This is a genomic window from Microlunatus parietis (assembly GCF_013407955.1).
Lineage (GTDB): Bacteria > Actinomycetota > Actinomycetes > Propionibacteriales > Propionibacteriaceae > Microlunatus > Microlunatus parietis.
Window position 1 is genome coordinate 930681 of sequence record NZ_JACCBU010000001.1, and the last position, 16292, is coordinate 946972.

14 protein-coding genes are annotated in these 16292 nt (G+C 70.8%); 6 read left to right on the forward strand and 8 right to left on the reverse strand.

The genetic code is table 11. The annotated features are described in order from the left end of the window. Positions 1-79 precede the first annotated feature (79 nt). Both BKA15_RS04470 and BKA15_RS04475 read left to right on the forward strand, forming a co-directional pair. On the forward strand, positions 80-1888 hold the full coding sequence (locus BKA15_RS04470; RefSeq protein WP_312878819.1) for an ATP-binding cassette domain-containing protein: 1809 nt from the start codon (positions 80-82) through the stop codon (positions 1886-1888). Then, positions 1881-3662, forward strand: a complete 1782-nt coding sequence (locus tag BKA15_RS04475) for an ABC transporter ATP-binding protein (protein WP_179748453.1) — start codon at positions 1881-1883, stop codon at positions 3660-3662. The genes BKA15_RS04470 and BKA15_RS04475 overlap by 8 nt, the downstream gene beginning before the upstream one ends. Here the strand turns inward: BKA15_RS04475 and BKA15_RS04480 are convergent. Beyond that, positions 3659-6976: a CBM96 family carbohydrate-binding protein gene (locus BKA15_RS04480; RefSeq protein ID WP_179748456.1), complete on the reverse strand. Its 3318-nt coding sequence runs from the start codon at positions 6974-6976 to the stop codon at positions 3659-3661. The genes BKA15_RS04475 and BKA15_RS04480 overlap by 4 nt on opposite strands. Before the next feature lie 102 nt (positions 6977-7078). Between BKA15_RS04480 and BKA15_RS04485 the strand changes: the two genes are divergently transcribed. From BKA15_RS04485 to BKA15_RS37465, 3 genes are read left to right on the forward strand one after another with little or no spacing between them, the layout of a single operon-like run. Then, positions 7079-8170, forward strand: coding sequence for a substrate-binding domain-containing protein (locus tag BKA15_RS04485; RefSeq protein WP_179748458.1), 1092 nt, complete (start codon positions 7079-7081; stop codon positions 8168-8170). A 27-nt stretch (positions 8171-8197) separates the two neighbouring features. Next, the gene (locus BKA15_RS04490; RefSeq protein ID WP_179748460.1) at positions 8198-8467 is read left to right on the forward strand and encodes a hypothetical protein; all 270 of its coding nucleotides are present in this window, start codon (positions 8198-8200) and stop codon (positions 8465-8467) included. After that, positions 8464-8991, forward strand: coding sequence for a hypothetical protein (locus BKA15_RS37465; protein ID WP_246322257.1), 528 nt, complete (start codon positions 8464-8466; stop codon positions 8989-8991). Before BKA15_RS04490 ends, BKA15_RS37465 begins: the two co-directional genes overlap by 4 nt. 153 nt (positions 8992-9144) lie before the next feature. Here the strand turns inward: BKA15_RS37465 and BKA15_RS04500 are convergent, their stop codons facing one another. From BKA15_RS04500 to BKA15_RS04515, 4 genes are all read right to left on the reverse strand, one after another. Beyond that, on the reverse strand, positions 9145-9396 hold the full coding sequence (locus BKA15_RS04500; protein ID WP_179748464.1) for a type II toxin-antitoxin system Phd/YefM family antitoxin: 252 nt from the start codon (positions 9394-9396) through the stop codon (positions 9145-9147). A 22-nt stretch (positions 9397-9418) separates the two neighbouring features. Beyond that, positions 9419-10393 carry a helix-turn-helix transcriptional regulator gene (locus BKA15_RS04505; RefSeq protein ID WP_179748466.1) on the reverse strand — a complete coding sequence of 325 codons (975 nt, stop codon included), beginning with the start codon at positions 10391-10393 and terminating at the stop codon, positions 9419-9421. Continuing rightward, positions 10390-11373: a helix-turn-helix transcriptional regulator gene (locus BKA15_RS04510; RefSeq protein WP_179748468.1), complete on the reverse strand. Its 984-nt coding sequence runs from the start codon at positions 11371-11373 to the stop codon at positions 10390-10392. The genes BKA15_RS04505 and BKA15_RS04510 overlap by 4 nt, the downstream gene beginning before the upstream one ends. Before the next feature lie 201 nt (positions 11374-11574). Continuing rightward, positions 11575-12147, reverse strand: a complete 573-nt coding sequence (locus tag BKA15_RS04515; protein ID WP_179748470.1) for a TetR/AcrR family transcriptional regulator — start codon at positions 12145-12147, stop codon at positions 11575-11577. A 223-nt stretch (positions 12148-12370) separates the two neighbouring features. Between BKA15_RS04515 and BKA15_RS04520 the strand changes: the two genes are divergently transcribed. Then, positions 12371-13051 (forward strand): hypothetical protein, encoded by a 681-nt coding sequence (locus BKA15_RS04520; RefSeq protein ID WP_179748472.1) that lies wholly within the window; start codon positions 12371-12373, stop codon positions 13049-13051. Here the strand turns inward: BKA15_RS04520 and BKA15_RS04525 are convergent. The 3 genes from BKA15_RS04525 to BKA15_RS04535 are packed head-to-tail and all read right to left on the reverse strand — an operon-like array spanning position 13011 to position 16287. Beyond that, entirely contained in the window at positions 13011-14555 is a 1545-nt protein-coding gene (locus BKA15_RS04525; RefSeq protein ID WP_179748474.1) for a glycoside hydrolase family 43 protein, read from the reverse strand. The two genes, BKA15_RS04520 and BKA15_RS04525, sit on opposite strands and share 41 nt — an antisense overlap. Then, positions 14552-15382, reverse strand: a complete 831-nt coding sequence (locus BKA15_RS04530; protein ID WP_179748476.1) for a DUF6807 domain-containing protein — start codon at positions 15380-15382, stop codon at positions 14552-14554. The genes BKA15_RS04525 and BKA15_RS04530 overlap by 4 nt, the downstream gene beginning before the upstream one ends. Continuing rightward, positions 15379-16287 carry a carbohydrate ABC transporter permease gene (locus BKA15_RS04535; protein WP_246322258.1) on the reverse strand — a complete coding sequence of 303 codons (909 nt, stop codon included), beginning with the start codon at positions 16285-16287 and terminating at the stop codon, positions 15379-15381. Before BKA15_RS04535 ends, BKA15_RS04530 begins: the two co-directional genes overlap by 4 nt. Positions 16288-16292 lie beyond the last annotated feature (5 nt).

A 16292-nucleotide genomic window follows, 5' to 3' on the forward strand; every position in this document is an offset into this window, starting at 1 on the left:
CCCTAATCGACTGAGCGGATGCGGCAAGGAGTCCGCGAAATCGTTCGCGGGGTGGACATTGAATCGTTACGGTGTCCGAGTGCTGACACTGCTGCGGTACGGCTGGCGAGTGGCGCGCGGATCGACGGTGATCGTGGTGGCCCTGGCCGTGGCCGACGCGGTGGCGCAGGCCCTGTTCACGCTGACCATCGGGCTCGTGGTCGCCGCGGTCCCCGCCTTCCTGGCCGGCGTCACCGACCGCTCCGCCATGGTGGCGCTGTTCGCGGCGTTCGCGGCCCTGTTCCTGCTGACCAAGGTGCTGCCGCCGCTGCAGGCCGCCTCGGCGCACCGGCTCGGCAACGTGGCCGGCCTCGACGTCTATCTCCGGATGGCCGGGCCGATGGCCGGCGGCGCCCGGGTGGCCCACGTCGAGGACTCGGTGGTGCTGGACCAGGCCGAGCGCGCGGCCGGCACCGGCGGCTATCAGATCACCTGGTCGCTGGGGCAGGTGCCGAACCTGCTCGGCGCACGCCTGACCGTCCTCTCCTCGGCGGCCGTGCTGGGCGCGCTGACTGAGTGGTGGATCGCCGCGGCCCTGGTCGTCCTGGTGCTGGCCGCGGAACGCTGGCGGGTCCGGTTCGTCCGGGACGAGGTCGCCGCCTGGGCCACCAGCACCGAGAGCGAGCGGAAGGCGCTCTACCCGTTCGAACTGGCCCTGGGCGACGCCCCGACCGAACTTCGCGTGTTCGGGCTCAAGGACTGGCTGGTGCGGCGGTATCTGCGGTTCTGGACCTCGGCGATGGACGAGCTGTGGCGGTCCCGGCGCCGCGGCTACCTGCTCGGCTCGGCACCGCTGGTGCTGTCCGTGCTGGTCAATGCGGGCGCGGTCGCCTGGGTGATCGTCGCGGCCCAGTCCGGCCGGCTCGGCCTGGCCGCCGTGGCCAGCTCGATCACGGCGATCCTGGCGATCAGCGGCAGCGGCACGCCCGAGATCGCGGCCCTGGTGGCCCGCGGCGTCGCCGCCTACCGGGCCATGATGGAGCTGCCGGCGGTGATCGCCGAGCGGCATCCGCACCCGGCCGGACCCGCTGCCGACCTGGGGCGGGCGCCGGCTCGGCAGATCCGGCTGGAGCGGGTCGGCTTCCGCTACCCGGGCAGCGACCGGGACGTCTTCACCGACCTCGACCTCGAGATCGGGGCCGGCGAGGCGCTCGGCCTGGTCGGCGTCAACGGCGCCGGCAAGACGACCTTGACCAAGCTGATCGCCGGCATCTACCCGCCGACCTCCGGCCGGGTGCTGGTCGACGGCGTCGACCTGGCCACGCTCGGCCCGGACGACCTGGCCCGCTGGCAGCGCCAGGTGGCGCCGATCATCCAGGAGTTCGCCCGCTATCCCCTGTCGCTCGACGACAACGTCGCGCTCGGTGCCCGGCGGCCGCTGACCGACGCCGATCGGGCCCGGATCGCGGAACGGTCCGGGGTCGCGGACCTGCTGCCCGACCTCGCGCAGGGCTGGGACACCGTGCTGGACAAGGAATGGACCGGTGGCACCGACCTGTCGGCCGGGCAGTGGCAGCGGGTCGCGCTGGCCCGGGCCCTGTTCGCGGTCGACTGCGGCGCCAAGCTGTTGATCTTGGACGAGCCGGCCGCTGCGCTCGACGTACGGGCCGAGGCCCGGCTGGTGGACCAGTACCTCAACCTGACCGCCGGGATCACCTCCATGATCATCTCGCACCGGTTCTCGGTGGTCCGCGACGCCGACCGGATCTGTGTGCTGGACGGCGGCCGGATCGTCGAGTCCGGTACGCATCCGGAGTTGATCATGCTGGGCGGCCGGTACGCGACGATGTTCGGGCTGCAGGCGGCCCGCTACACCAGTGGCCCGGTGAACGGGAGCGGCGATGAATGATCAACTCGGCGCGGTCCGGCTCTGGCTGGCGACGGCGTTCCGGGCCGCTCCGGCGCTGTGCCTGCTGGCGATCGGGCTCAACGTCGTCGGCTGGGTGATCGCGCCGGCGCAGGCGTACGCGGTCAAACTGGTGGTGGACAGCCTCAGCCCGGGAGGCGATCCGAACCTGATCTGGACCGCGCTGTGGCTGGTGCTCGGCTGCTACGCCGCCGCCCTGGTCGTGCAGACTGCGCGGCGGCCGCTGGACGCACTGCTGGACGACCGGGTCGAGCAGCGGTTCCACGCCGATCTGGCCGAGCTGGTGGCCGGGATCCCGGGCATCGAGCAGCATGAGCGGCCGGACCTTGCCGACCAGATCTCGCTGCTCCGGTCCGAGTCCCGGATGATGGGTCGGTCGATCTACGCGCTGTTGTTCGCGGCCGGCACGGTCAGCAGCCTGGTGACCGTCAGCGTGCTGCTGGTCAGCGTGCATCCGGCCTTTCTCGGGCTGCTGGTGGTCGGCGGCGTCCACGTGGCCGCTGCGCGTCTGTCGAACAATCTGACCTGGACGTCGATCACCAGCATGCTGCCGAACGCGCGGCTGGTGCACGAGCTGGTCCGGATCTGCCGCAGTCCGGCCAACGCGATGGAGTTGCGGACCTTCGGGCTCAAGGACGTCCTGCTGGACCGGGTCCAGCGTCAGGTCCGGACGATCAACGCGGTGCAGGCGACGGCCCGCCGGAAAGCGGCCGGGATCGAGATCGGCGGTCAGCTGATCTTCGCCGCCGCCTTCCTGGCCGCGATCGGCTGGCTCCTCTTCGGCGGCGTCCAGGCCCGCGCCGGCGACGTCGCGCTGTTGATCTTGCTGGCGCCCACCGTCGCCGGGGCTGCCAGTGGCACCGGCGAGCTGATGACGTTCCTCTCCGAGTCGCTGCGCCGGTTCGCGCGCTATCACGAGGTCCGGGTGTTCGCCCGCGAGCACTCCTGGTCGGACAGCACGACGCCGGCTCCGGACCGGATCGCGAGCGGGATCGAGGTGCGCGGGGTCGGGTTCTGCTATCCCGGCACCGACCGCGAGGTGATCAGCGACCTCGACCTGAGCATCCCGGCCGGCACCAGTGTCGCCCTGGTCGGCGAGAACGGGGCCGGCAAGACGACCCTGGTCAAGCTGCTGGCGCGGATGTACGACCCCACGCGGGGCGAAGTGATCATCGACGGGCTCGACCTGACCATGATCACCCCCGACGGCTGGCGGCGGCAGCTGTCCGCGGCGTTCAGCGACTACGCACGGTTCGAGTTCACGGCGCGGGAGGCCGTCGGGATCGGTGACCTGGAACGGATCGACGACCCGGCGGCGCTGCGCCGGGCGCTGGCGGAGGGCGACGCGCAAACCGTGATCGACGGGCTGTCGGACGGCCTGGACACCCAGCTGGGCAAGCAGTTCAGCGGCGGCGTCGACCTGTCCGGCGGGCAGTGGCAGCGGGTCGCGCTGGCCCGCGCGTTCATGCGCGACCGGCCGCTGCTGTTGCTGCTCGACGAGCCGACCGCGGCGATCGACCCCGAGGCCGAGCACGCCCTCTACGAACGCTTCGCGCTACGGGCCGCTGCCGCGGCGCGGGAGACCGGCGGGATCACGGTGCTGGTCTCGCACCGCTTCTCCACGGTACGGATGGCCGACCTGATCGTCGTTCTCGATCATGGCCGGATCCTCGAGGTCGGCACCCACGAAGCGCTGCTCTCGTCCGACGGTCACTACGCCGAACTCTTCGAACTCCAGGCCCGCGCCTACCGCTAGCCCAACTGGACCTCCAGGTACGGAGCGTTGGCGGACTCGCGGCTGCTCAGGTCGGTGGCCAGACCCTGGCCGGTGGCCGGCTCCTGGACGATCGCCAGGTTGACCGCGGCACCCCGGGTGATCAACTCGGTCAGGCCGGCCGTGAGGTCGACCGCGTGCCACCCGGCCGTGCTGTCGAGATGGAGCCCGCCGACCCGGTCGGCCAGCGCGGGCTGGTTCTGCCAGGTCAGCTGGCGTTCCTCGAAGCCGCCGCCGGCGAGCCGGACGACCAGATCGGTCTCGGTCCCGTTGTTGTCGGCCACTCGGCCGTAGAAGTGCAGCAGGACCCTGCTGATCGGGCGGGTCTGCGCGGACGGGGTGAAGGCCAGGAAGGCGCGCCGGGTGAAGCCGCTGTCGGGCGTGGGGACGTACTTGACGATCATGCCGCCGTGGCCGCCGAAGTTCTGCCCCGCATACGTTCCGTCGCGGACGTAGCTGTCCGCGACGCAGGGGAACTTGGGCCGGTCCGGGTCCGCGACGGCGACCGAGGTCCGGGTGTGCAGCAGCCGGTGATCGGGCAGCTGGGTGATCGCAGCGATCCGGGCCGTGTCGTCGGTGACGCCGGTGATCACGCCGTCCGCGCTGACGGTCGCGACCGCCGGATCGAGCGAAACGTAATCGATGGTGAGCCCGGCCACGTCGGCGGCCGAGCCGTCGGTCATCGTCCCGGTCAGCTCGCCGGCCACCTGCTTCCCGATCGGCACCGGGCCGACCGCGAGCGCCAGTGACTCCAGCCGGTTCTCCCGGCGGACGTCGACCGAGCGGCCGGGGATCTCGACCTCGGTGATCGAGTTCCAGCCGTTGGCGGAGTTGCCGTGGCCGACGATCCGCAGGTAACGGGCGGTGCCGGGTTCGAGATCGTACGTCTCGAACTCGGCGCTGGTGCCGCTGCTGCTGCCGCTGAACACCTGCCGCCAGGCGGTCTCCCCCGCCGCGGCCACCTCGACGTCGAACCGGGCCACCCGGGTGTCGCCGCTGGACCAGGCGATCTTGATCGAATCGACCGGGCCGTCCGAGCCGAGGTCGTACGCGATCCACTGCCCGTCGCCCTCGGCCGACCACCGGGTCGCCGGGTCGCCGTCCATCGTGTTCACCGGAACGTTGCCGTCGTCGGTGCTGGCGATGATCGTTTCCGGGAAGTTGCCCAGGCCGAGCGGGGTGCGCCGCCACACCCAGTAGACGCCTCGCTGGTGGCCGGGCCGGACCGTGATCACCCGGGTCGGCTGGTCGCTGCGCCCGGGCAGGATGTTGATCTTGGTTCCGGGCTCGGCCGCGGCGGTGATCTTGGGATCGTCGGGCAGGTCGACGCCGTACGTGAAGTTGCCTGGCGCAAAACCCGGGATCGTCTCGCCATCGACGGCGAGGTCGGTCAGGGTGGCGATCTTGGCCGCCGGCGTCGGCCAGTCGGCGAGGGCGGTCACCGACGCCGGGGTCGGCAGGGCGGCACCCGGGATCAGCGGGACGAACTCGATCGCCAGCGTCGCCGCGGTCGTCTCCGGCAGCCGTACGGAGAGCTTCCGCAGCCCCTGATTGCTCGCCTGTCCCGGCGGATCGGGCGACGTCCAGAGCGGCCGCGCGGAGAGTTCGAGGAACGTCGCGTCCGGGGTCAGGATCCGGGCGAGCAGCCGTTGCCCGGCCAGGGCGAGCGTGGCGCTGCGGCCGTCGGCGCTGATCGTGATCTTGGCGCTCGTATGCGCGAACCACCAGAGATCGCCCGGTTCCTTGATCGTGATCTCGTCCTGCACGATCACCCGGCGCCGGTGATCGAACAGCCGCCAGCCCCGGCGCCAGGAAACGATGTCGGGGTGTGCCCCCGTACCGTCGATCACGAACCAGGACTCGGCCGGTCCGGACTTGCGGGCGACCACGCTGCCCACCGCATCCGGGCGCTGGCCGGGATCCTCGCCGGGATTGACGACGAGCGTGTTCTGACCCTCCGGACGTTTCCGGTAGTAGGTCCAGCGCGGCGGGTGGAAGTAGCCGGGCAGGTTGTAGTTGTCGCTGCCCAGTTCGACGAACCAGCGCTGGCCCAGCGCGTCCAGGACCCAGGAACCAAGATCAAGATCGGCATGGCTGGTCGCGTTGTCCCCCGCTTTCCCGGCCAGGTAGAGCGCCTCGTCGCGCTCCCAGCCACTGCGGGAGGTAGCGACCGCGCAGTGATCGAAATAGGAGTCCAGCGCGGTGCCGCTGGCGACCGGACCGCGGGTGCGGTCGGGGTCGTACCAGATCAGGCCGACCGGCAATTGGGCCCAGCCCGGCTGCCGGGTCGACGCACCGAGGCGAGCCAGCCACGCGTAGTCGGGCCGGGCGAACCGCCGGGCGAACCAGAACATCTCGGGGATCCGGCTCGCACCGGCGGCACCGTCGTAGTAGTTGAACGCGAGGCCGGTCGGGCCGGCCAGGTGCAGCGGGAAGTCGACCGTGGTGGAGACGCCGGGCGACTCCGAAAGCCCCGAGTCGCCGCCGGTCGCCGAGTCGAGCACGGCCAGGCAGAGGACGAGGTACTTCGCCGCGTACTCCCAGTAGCCGGCGCCCTCCGGGTAGCCACCGTCCGGCGCGTACTCGGCGATCGCCAGCGGCAGCGAGGCCACCGCCTTCGTAATCACGTCCTCGGCGACGTCCGGGAACCGGTCCGCGACCGCCAGCGCGCCGGTGATCATGCCGCCGTTGCAGACGATGTTCCAGTTGTTGGTCCAGGTCGGCCACTTGTGCGCGGTCGGGGCGCCGCCGTAGACCGCCAGGCCGGGCTTGAGGCCGTACTCCACGAGCGCGGTCTCCAGCGTCGTCCGCTGCTCGGCGGACCATTCGGCGTGCCACCAGTCGTAGCCGATCGCGACCGCGTGGGTCATCTCGGCAGTGTCCAAGAAGTGCCGCTGGTGGTTCCAGTCCGGGAACGCGCACACCGCGGAGAGCTCGGCCCAGAGCCGGTCCCGATAGCCGGTGTCGCCCTCGACCGCGTACGCGAAGCTGAGCGTGTAGACGCGGTGCTGGGCCTCCCGGCTGGTGGCCAGCAGCCGCAGCCCGTCCGGGATCTGGTACGTCACCGTCGGCTTGTCGAGCAGCAGGTCGGCCGCGGACTTGATCTTGTCGTACCACGCGGCCGCAACCGGATCGTTCTTGATCACCGAGCGCGGATGATCGAAGTCGGTGAGCAGCAGCCGCGGGTGTTCGGGACGTACGGTGATCGGCTCGGCGGCCGCCCGCTGCACCTGAAGCAGCAGCTGGCCGAGGCCGAGGGTGGCGGCACCGGCCGCGAGGAAGGCGCGTCGTCGCATCGGATTCCTTGGGTGTGCGGGTTGGTGTTGATCTTCGGAAGCGGACCGGCCGGGCGGCAACGGAACCGACACAACCCGACAAGATCATCTAGGCTGAGCGGGGTGACCGGGGGTCTGGCCGAGCAGCGCCGCGCGGCGATCCGGCGCGAGTTCGCCCGCCGCGGATCGGTCCGGACGGCCGAGCTGGCCGAGCGTCTCGGAGTCAGCGAGCGGACCGTGCAGCGCGACCTGGACTGGCTCGCCGACCAGCTGCCCACCGGCCGGCGGGTGTACGGCGGACTGGTCAGCGCCGAGCCGGGAACGGCGGCACCTGGGCTCCGGATCGGCCTGCTGCTGCCGGTCGGCGACTACTACTACGAGGAGGTCATCGCCGGGGCGGAGGCGGCCGCCGCGGCGCTCAACGTACGGCTCGTTGTCGGCACCTACGCCTACCGGGAGGACCTGGAGACCGCGGCCCTGCACCGGCTCGGCGAGGTGCGGCTGGACGGGCTGGTCGCGACCGTCGACTACCGCGGCCACGGCTACCACCAACTGCGCGCGCTCGGCCTGACCACAGTCGTGATCGAACGGCCCTGGCACCCGGACCGGTTCAACTCCGACACCGCGGACTCCGACCAGATCGACCACGTCTGCTCCGACCACCACGCCGGCGCCGGGATCGGGCTGCGCCATCTGGCCGGCCTCGGCCACCGCTCCGTGCTCTGCCTGGTCCGCAGCACGGCGACCGCCGTTCCGCTGCTCCGCGGCCTCGAGTACGCCGCCGCCGAACTGAGCCCCGGATGCCCGGTCGAGGTGCACGCCGTGCCGGTCGATCCGGACACGCTGGAGCCCGAACCGTCCGTCTGGCAGCCGCTGCTGGCCGAGGTGGTCGAGCGCTGCCGTACCGGAGCTGCGACGGCGATCTTCGCGCACGCCGACTGGGAGGCGCTCGAGCTCTACCGCCGCCTGGATGCCGCCGGCATCGCCGTGCCGGACCAGGTCTCCCTGCTGTCGTACGACGGCGTCCGGGTCGGCCCCGACCCCGTCCTCAGCGCCGTCACGCCCCGCCGCCGCTGGATCGGCGCGATGGCCGTGGAGACCGTCGTCGACCGGCTGCGCAGCCGGGGCCGCCGCTCCCACGAGCAACGCCCCGGCTACCAGGTCTCCCTGGTCCCCGAGTTGATCTTGCGCGCCAGCACGGCCCCGCCGCCGTGATCATGGCTGGGCCTGCATGATCAGCGGATGCAGGTACGGAATCCGCTCGACGCCCTGCTCACCCAGGGCCGTGGCGTGAACGCGTTGCGCTGCCACCCCGACCACCGGCGCACCCTGCACCGACTCGTCGAACGCGGCCGACTGGCCGCCGTGCTGCCCGGCGTGCTTGCCCCACCCGAAGCGGTCGACCGGCTCGACGTCCGGCTCCGCGCCCTCGCCAGCTGGGACGACGACCTCGTCCTGACCCGCTGGGCCGCCGCCCGACTCACCTTCTGGCCCGACCTGCCGTCCCGGTGATCACCGCCGCCCTCCCCCGCAAACGCACCGCACCGTCAGGATTCGAACTGGTGCAGGAGACGATCCCGCGGCCGCTGGTCCGCACCTTCGACGGCATCCGGATCACGGCACCGGAACTGACCGCTCTCGACCTCGCGCTCACCGACCACGGCGCCGCGGTCGAACGGGTCCGGCGTACCCGACTCCTCACCCTCGACGATCTGGACGACGCGCTCGCCCAGACGCCGCGCCGCCGCAACAACGAGCTACGCCGCCGCTGGCTCAACGGCGAGGTCGGTCCACTTGTGCCGGTCCCCGTGGAACTGTTCCTCGGACCGATGAAACTCATACCCGTCGACCTCGACCACGACGCGCGCCTCGCGAAACACCAGGTCCGCGACATAAAGCACCCCGCCGACCCCGACCGTGGCATTGCCAACCCAGCCATCGATCCGGGCCCTTCGCAACAGATCATGCAGGGCGTTCGGCGGTCGACCAGCCGCCGGCTGGACTGTTCTTCACGCGACCTGGCCGCAACTCACTGAGGAACCCGACTGGGTGCTGCGGTCGATCCGGCGCACCCTCGCCAGAAATCGAGCCGACTGAACCCACCTGTCACAAATCTGCAATGCAACGCCGCCCCAACGCCACGACCGGCAAAAACCAGGCCGTTCCGTTGCAGATTTGTGACAGGCGACTTAGAGCGCGAGATCGCGGTGCGATTCTCCGGGCCGCTCGATCTCGAAGCCGGTAACCCGCAGAGGTGATGCGGCGTAGAACTCGGCCAGGCTGCCAGAACGCTTCGACTTGCGCCGCCACTCGTCGACTGCGACCACCACGGCAATCGCACGGCCACGTCTGGTGATCATGTGCGGCCCGTCGCTGATGACCCGGTCGAGCAACTCGCTGAGCCGGGCCTTCGCTGCGGTGACACTCCATTCCCGATCCATCGCGACTCCTCTGCCCTTCGACTTACCCGAAGATCGCGGCGTACTGATCAAGCGCCTCGCGGGCGGCTTCGGCGGCGGACTGGCCGGCGTCGGGCGGGGCGATCACGCGGGCACCGCCGCCGAGGCGGAGCAGCAGGCCGCGCAGCCAGGCCGGGTCGGTCACCCGCAGCGTCACGGTGGCTCCGCCGTCGTCGCGGGGCACCACGGATTCGGTCGGGTAGTACTCGGCGATCCAGGTCGCCCACGGCCGCAGTTCCAGGGTGACCAGCGGGGCGTCCTTGAGCGCGTCGAACCAGCCGACCGACAGATCCTTCAGGACGACACCCGGGTGCGGTTCGGCGTCGATGTCGGTGACCTCGACGCCCGCGATCCGGTCCAGCCGGAACGTTCGCAGGCTGCCGGCCGAGTAGCACCAGGCGTCCAGATAGCCGTACCCCTCGAGGACGAACACGCGCAGCGGGTCGACCATCCGCCGGGTGGTCTCGGCCCGGGACGCCACGTCGTAGGTGAGGTCGAGCCGCTTGCCGCGCCGCAGGGCGTCGGCGATCCGGTCCTGGACCTCCTCCCGGGCGGCGGTCACGGTGACGCTGGCCCGGTCCGACGGCGTGACGCTGCCGGTCGCCGACTCCAGTTTCACCAGCGCGCTGTCGATCGCCCGCCGGTCGGTGCCGGCGACCACCTCGCGCAGCGTCCGCAGCGCCAGCACCAGGGCCAGCGCCTCGTCCGCGGCCAACCGCAGCGGCCGGGTCAGATAGTCGGCATTGGACAGGTGGATCACGCCCTCGCCGTCCACCGCGTCCATGTCGATCTCGATCAGGTCGCCCGGCATCAGGCCCGGCATGCCGCACATCCAGAGCACGTTGAGGTCGCCGCGCAGGGTCTCCTCGCTGACGTTGAACGCGGCCGCCACCTCGGTCAGCGAGACGCCGTCGTGCTCGCGCAGATACGGCACCAGGCTGAGCAGCCGGCGGACCTGGTTCTGCGACGTGCCGGTCATCGCACGGCCTCGACGGTACGGACGGTGCCGACCACCTCGGTCAGTTGGTCGATCACGGCCTGCCGCAGCTCGGCCGGCTCGACCACCACCACGTCCGCCGCGTACCGGGTGATCTCCTCGGCCAGATACCTCAGCTCGGTATAGCCGACCCGGTAGGCCGCGAACCCGGTCGGCAGCTCGACGCCCAGGGTCCGGACGTCCACCGGCTCGCCCCGCCGGGACAGGGCCGGCGCCTTGCCGGGCCGGAGGGCGACCAGCGCGGTCGCGGTCGGCTCGGCCGGCGCCAGCGACTTGGCCAGCGACCGCAGATCAAGATCATCAGGCACCTGGTACGCGCCCGGCTTCGAGGCCCGCCGCGGCACGTCGCTGATCCGGGACAGCTTGAACATCCGCACCGCGTCCCGGTCGGTGTCCCGGCCGATCACGTACCAGCGGCCCTTGGTGGAGGTCAGCCCCCACGGCTCGAGCGTCCGCCGGGCCCCGCCGCGATAGGTGAACGACATCCGGATCCGTTGCAGTACGGCGTTCCAGAGCGGTTCGAAGGCCGGCTCCTGAGCCTGCACCGACGGCTCGAGCGAGGCCAGCTGGGACGTGTCCGGCTCGATCCCGGCAGCGCGCAGCTTGGCGATCGCACTCATCGTCGACTCGGCCACCGACGCGTGCTGCCAGACCCGCGCCGCCACCCCGACCACGGCCGCCTCGTCGGCGGTCAGGTCGATCGGCGGCAGCTCGAACTCCGACGGCCGGATCCGGTAGCCGGGCTCGTCCTCGAACAGCGGGTCGTAGGTGCCCACCTCGATCGGTACGCCAAGCGCCCGCAACTCGTCCTTGTCCCGCTCGAAGGTGCGCTCGAACGCGGCCGCACTCAGCCCGTGGTACGCCTCGACCGCCTCCCGGATCTGAGCCTTGGAGACGAACCGGCCGGATACCAGCAGGCAGATGGTGAGGTTCAGGATGCGTTCGGTCTTGCGGGTGGTCATGGGCGGATCCAGCGTCACCTTCGTTCGAATACCCGTGCGATTGACGGGTCTCGAACGCTACCAGACGGATTGCCCCGATCCGGCCCGGGACAGGCCGGGAATCTCAACTGTTCGCCCGGCCACGACTGCCGCACGCATGACATTCCTCACTGTCGGAATCCGCTGAGGGTGTCCACGCTAGGACGTGAAGTGAGGTTGAGTTCAATCCCCAGCGACAGACCGGACGACCAGCGCCACCAGGTCGTCGGTGGAACCTTCGTCCGCCAGCACGCCCGGCAGCGTCAGCTGCTCGATGATCAACCCGGCCAGCGCGACGTAGAGGACGATCACCGTGTTCCGGTCGCCCGGCGCGCCGGAGGCGGCATGACCGGCCACGTTGGCAGCAAGATCATCCCGGACCCGTTCGGTGAACATCTCCTGCAAGGCCGGCCGTCGGGTGGCCTCCAGCCGCAATTCCAGCATCGCCAGATAGACCGACCGGCGTTCGATCAGCCGGGCCACCACGCCCTGCATCACCATGATCAACTCGTCCACGGTGGATGCCGCGGCGGCCCGGTCCAGCTCGTCCGGGTCCGGCGCGAACCGTACGTAGAGATGGGCGGCCACCTGGGTCAGCAGGTCGTCCCGGCTGGCGAAGTAGTTCGAGGTGGTGCCGATCGGCACCGCGGCCCGGCCGTCGACCATGCGGAACGTGAGCCCCCGCGCGCCCTCGTCGGCGAGTGTCTCGATCGCCGCGTCCAGCAGGGCGATCCGACGCTCCGGGTTGCTGACCATGAATCTCCTCCGGCGGTGAACCACTACGGTTGAAGTACCTTACCTCGCAGCGCGCCACCAGGGACAAATGTCACGGTCCGTCGGGAGGCCCACTACGTACGCAGACGTACGGCATCGCGCAGCGTGGCGCAGCCGGAAACCCGTTCTCCGACGGACGACAGCGCGCCCCGTCCAGAGCAGGCTGAATCCCAACAGAACAACGGAATCCACAAGGAGCACCATCATGTCGAACACGGTCACCAGCACCGCCGGAATGGGCGTGGGCCGGGCAGTCCCGGCCCTGGTCGGCGCGGCCGGCTTCGTGCTGGTCTATCTCATCTCCGGGCCGATCAGTTCCTCGTTCGCGACCAGCACCGCGCCGCAGCCGAACGTGAGCGGCGAGGAGACCCGGGCCTGGTTGATCGAGAACACCATGGCGAGCGCGGTCCAGGCCATCCTGATGCTTGTCTCGGTCGCGTTCCTCGCCCTGTTCGTGGCCTCGGTCGCCGCGATCACCCGGTCGGCCGACGGCCCGGCCCGGCGCTGGTCGATCGCCGCCGGTACGGCAGCGGTGGCCGGCATCGTGATCTCCAGCGTCCTGTCCCTGGTGCTCGGCGGGCTCGTCGCCGGCCTCAGCCCGGACGCGGTCGTCGCGTTCCGTACCGCCAACTTCATCGCCGGCGGCACCGCGCACGTCGCACTGCTCGGTCTGTTCGCCCTTGCGGCGTCCAGGATCCCCGGGATGTCGAAGCCGGTCCGGATCTTCGCGATCGTCGTTGCGGTGATCGCGGTCGGTTCGCTGGCCTCGCTCGCGATCTACTACGCCTCGATCCTGATCCTGGCCGGTCGGTTGCTCGGCATGGCCTGGTGCGTCGCCGCCGCGATCAGCCTGGCCCGCCGACTGAAGCACTTCCCGCCCGCCTGACCCGGTGCTCGTGGCAGAAGGCCGCGAACGCGGCTGTGCCGCCCGGCTCGGTGCCGAACGGCGCGGTCGCGAACAGGCCGAGTTCGGCGCCGATCCAGCGGCCCGGAACGGCTTGGAAGGAACAGTCGAGGAAGACCCAGGACCCGGTGTCCTCCCGGTCCCGTTCAACACAGCGGAACGCGTACCGGCACCGGGCTTCGGCGTCCCAGTCCACCCGCAACTCGACCGTCGCCGAGGCAGGCACCGGGTCGGCCAGCGGCTCCTCGACCGGGCTCGCACCGCCGGTCCGGCAGACCAGCCGCGGTCCGTCGCCGGTCAGTTCCAGCCCGATCCAGGCGTACCGCTCGCCGAGCACGACGAGACCGGCCCGCGTTCCGGCGGCCCCGTCCAGGTGCAGCCGCACGGTCGCGGTGCCCGGCCCGCCGGGCAGGGTCTGGCCGAGAACCCGGGGCAGGTCGCGCAGGTTGCCCGGATCGTCGCCGTACCCGGGCAGCCGGAGCAGCCCGTCGCCGCGCAGGTCGGCCCAACCGTCGTCCGGGTTGCCCTGCCAGTGCCAGAGCAGTCCGAGCCGGGTGCTCCTGAAGTCGTCCGAGCGGGCGAGGCCGTCCGAGCCCGGCGTCAGGCCGGCCGGAGCCGGATGCTCCCGGACCGGTTCGCCGGTCCGGCCCAGCTCCGGCCAGCCGTCCGCCCGCCACCGCAGCGGCTGCAGGTGCACGACGCGTCCGTACGGCCCGCGGTCGGAGAAGTGGACGAACCAGTCCTCCCCGGCCGGCGTGTCCACCCAGGCTCCCTGGTGCGGCCCGTTGATGTCGGTGCCGCCCTGGGCCAGCACGATCCGATCCTCGTACGGTCCCCAGATCGACCGGGAGCGGAACACCGACTGCCAGCCGTCGGTGACCCCGCCGGCCGGCGCGAAAATCAGATACCAGCCGTCGCGGCGATACAGCTTCGGCCCCTCCAGGGTCCGATAGCCGTGGAGTTGATCACCGTCGATCACGGTCCGGCTCGGGCCGAGAACCCGAGTGCCGTCCGGGCTGATCGGGCAGAGCGAGACCCGGTTGTTGATCCCGGCCCGGCTGGCCGCCCAGCCGTGCACCAGGTACGCCTGCCCGTCCTCGTCCCAGAACGGGCACGGGTCGATCAGGCCGCGGCCGGGATAGAGCAGCTGCGGCTCCGACCAGGGACCCTCGGCCCGCTCCGCGGTGATCATGAAGATGCCATGATCGGGATCCGGGTAGCAGATCCAGAACCGACCGTCGTGATGGCGCAGCGCCGGTGCCCAGACTCCCCCGCCGTGCCGCGGCAGCCGGTAATGATCATGCGGCGGTACGGCAGCGAGGGCGTGCCCGATCGGTTCCCAGTTGATCAGATCGGGGGACGCCAGCAGCGGCAGGCCGGGCGCCCGGTTGAAGCTCGACGCCACCAGATAGAACGTGTCGCCGACCCGGATCACATCGGGATCGGGCCAGTCCGCGTCCAGGATCGGGTTCCGGTACGTGATCATGAGCCGGCCCGGACCAGGCGGCCGGTGAGCAGTTCCGGGTCGGTGTGCCAGCCGTCCAGCACGACGGCGCCGAGCCGGCATTGCAGCACCTCGCCGGGGGCCAGCTCGACCGCGGCCGTCGACGCCGGCGCCGGGCAGCAGCCGACATAGCCGGAATCCCTGACGAACCAGGGATCCCGGCTGCCCGGCTCGGTCAGCACGACGGTCCCGGAGCGACCGTCCGGCGCCTGGTGGCGGACCGCGATCCAGGTCGCCCGCCGCTCGTGGATCGCCTCCGCTCCGTCGCCCAGCGGACTGGTCACCTCGGTCCTCCCGACGTCGGGGAACCGCCAGAAGATGCCGCCGTAGCCGGCGCCAGGTCGGCCGTTGACAGCCGACGAGGCGATCCGCACCGGACGTTCGGCGCGCAACTCACTGGACCAGTCCAGAGACCAGGACTCCTCGTCGAGCGGCCGCGCGGTGATCATCCGCTGCTCGGTGATCACCACCTCCCCGGCCCGGTCCTGCCAGTCCAGCCGCTCCTCGATCGCGGTCTCGGTGATCCGAACCGTACGGCGGAGCTGCCGGCCGTGGTTGTCCAGCGGCAGCGAACCCTGCCCCCGCCGGAAGGACCGGCCGCCCCAGTAGTTGTCGCCGTTCACGTCGGACACGGCCAGCGAGAGACCGAGGTGGTGCCGGTGATCGGCCGGGCGCTCGGCGGTCAGGACGAGTCCGGCGCGGGTCCGTACCGGATGGAGGTGGGGCCGCGGCGCCAGGTCGGCCGGCAGGTCGTCGCCGGTGCGGTAGTCGGCGACCGGCACGCCGTCGATGATCAAGGAAGCGGTCACTTCAGTCCCGTCGTCGCGATGCCCTTGACCAGATACTTCTGGCCGGCGATGAAGAAGCCGATGATCGGGGCCAGCGAGACCACCGACATCGCGAACATCTGACCCCACGAGCTCTGCCCCTCCGAGTCGATGAACTGCCGCAGCGCCAGCGGCACCGTGTACAGCTCGGCGTCGGTCAGGTAGAGCAGCGGCGAGAAGAACTCGTTCCAGGTCGAGATGAACGTGAAGATCGCCGTCGTCGCGAACGCCGGCGTGCAGAGCGGCACGATGATCCGCCAGAACGTCCGGAACGAACCGCACCCGTCCAGCCGCGCCGCGTCGTCCAGCTCCCGCGGCAGCGCCCGCATGAACTGCACCATGAGGAAGATGAAGAACGCGTTGCTGGCCAGGAAGTTCGGCACCACCAGCGGCAGGTACGTGTTCAGCCAGCCCAGCGAGGAGAACAGCACGTACTGCGGGATCAGCAGCACGTGCCCCGGCAGCATCAGCGTGCCCAGCATCAGCGCGAAGAAGATCCGCCGGCCCGGGAACTCGAGCCGGGAGAACGCGTACGCGGCCATCGCGCAGGACAGCAGGTTGCCGACGATGGTCAGCACGGCGATGATCAGCGAGTTCACCAGGTAGAGGTCGAACGGATACTGCAGCGCGTTCCAGCCTTCGACGTAGTTGTCCAGCCGCCAATCGGTGGACCACAGGCCGAGGTTGGTGAAGATCTCGGTGTCTTCCTTGAACGAGCTGGACAGCAACCACAGCAAGGGATACATCATCACCGCGCCGATCGCGCAGAGCGCGACGTGCCGGAAGAACCGGGTCCCCCGGTTGCTGCCCAACCGCTCGACGTGGGCGAGGTCGGACTCCGGCCGGCGGGCCCGGGCCCGCGGCTCCTTGATCATGATCGTGGCCATCAGGA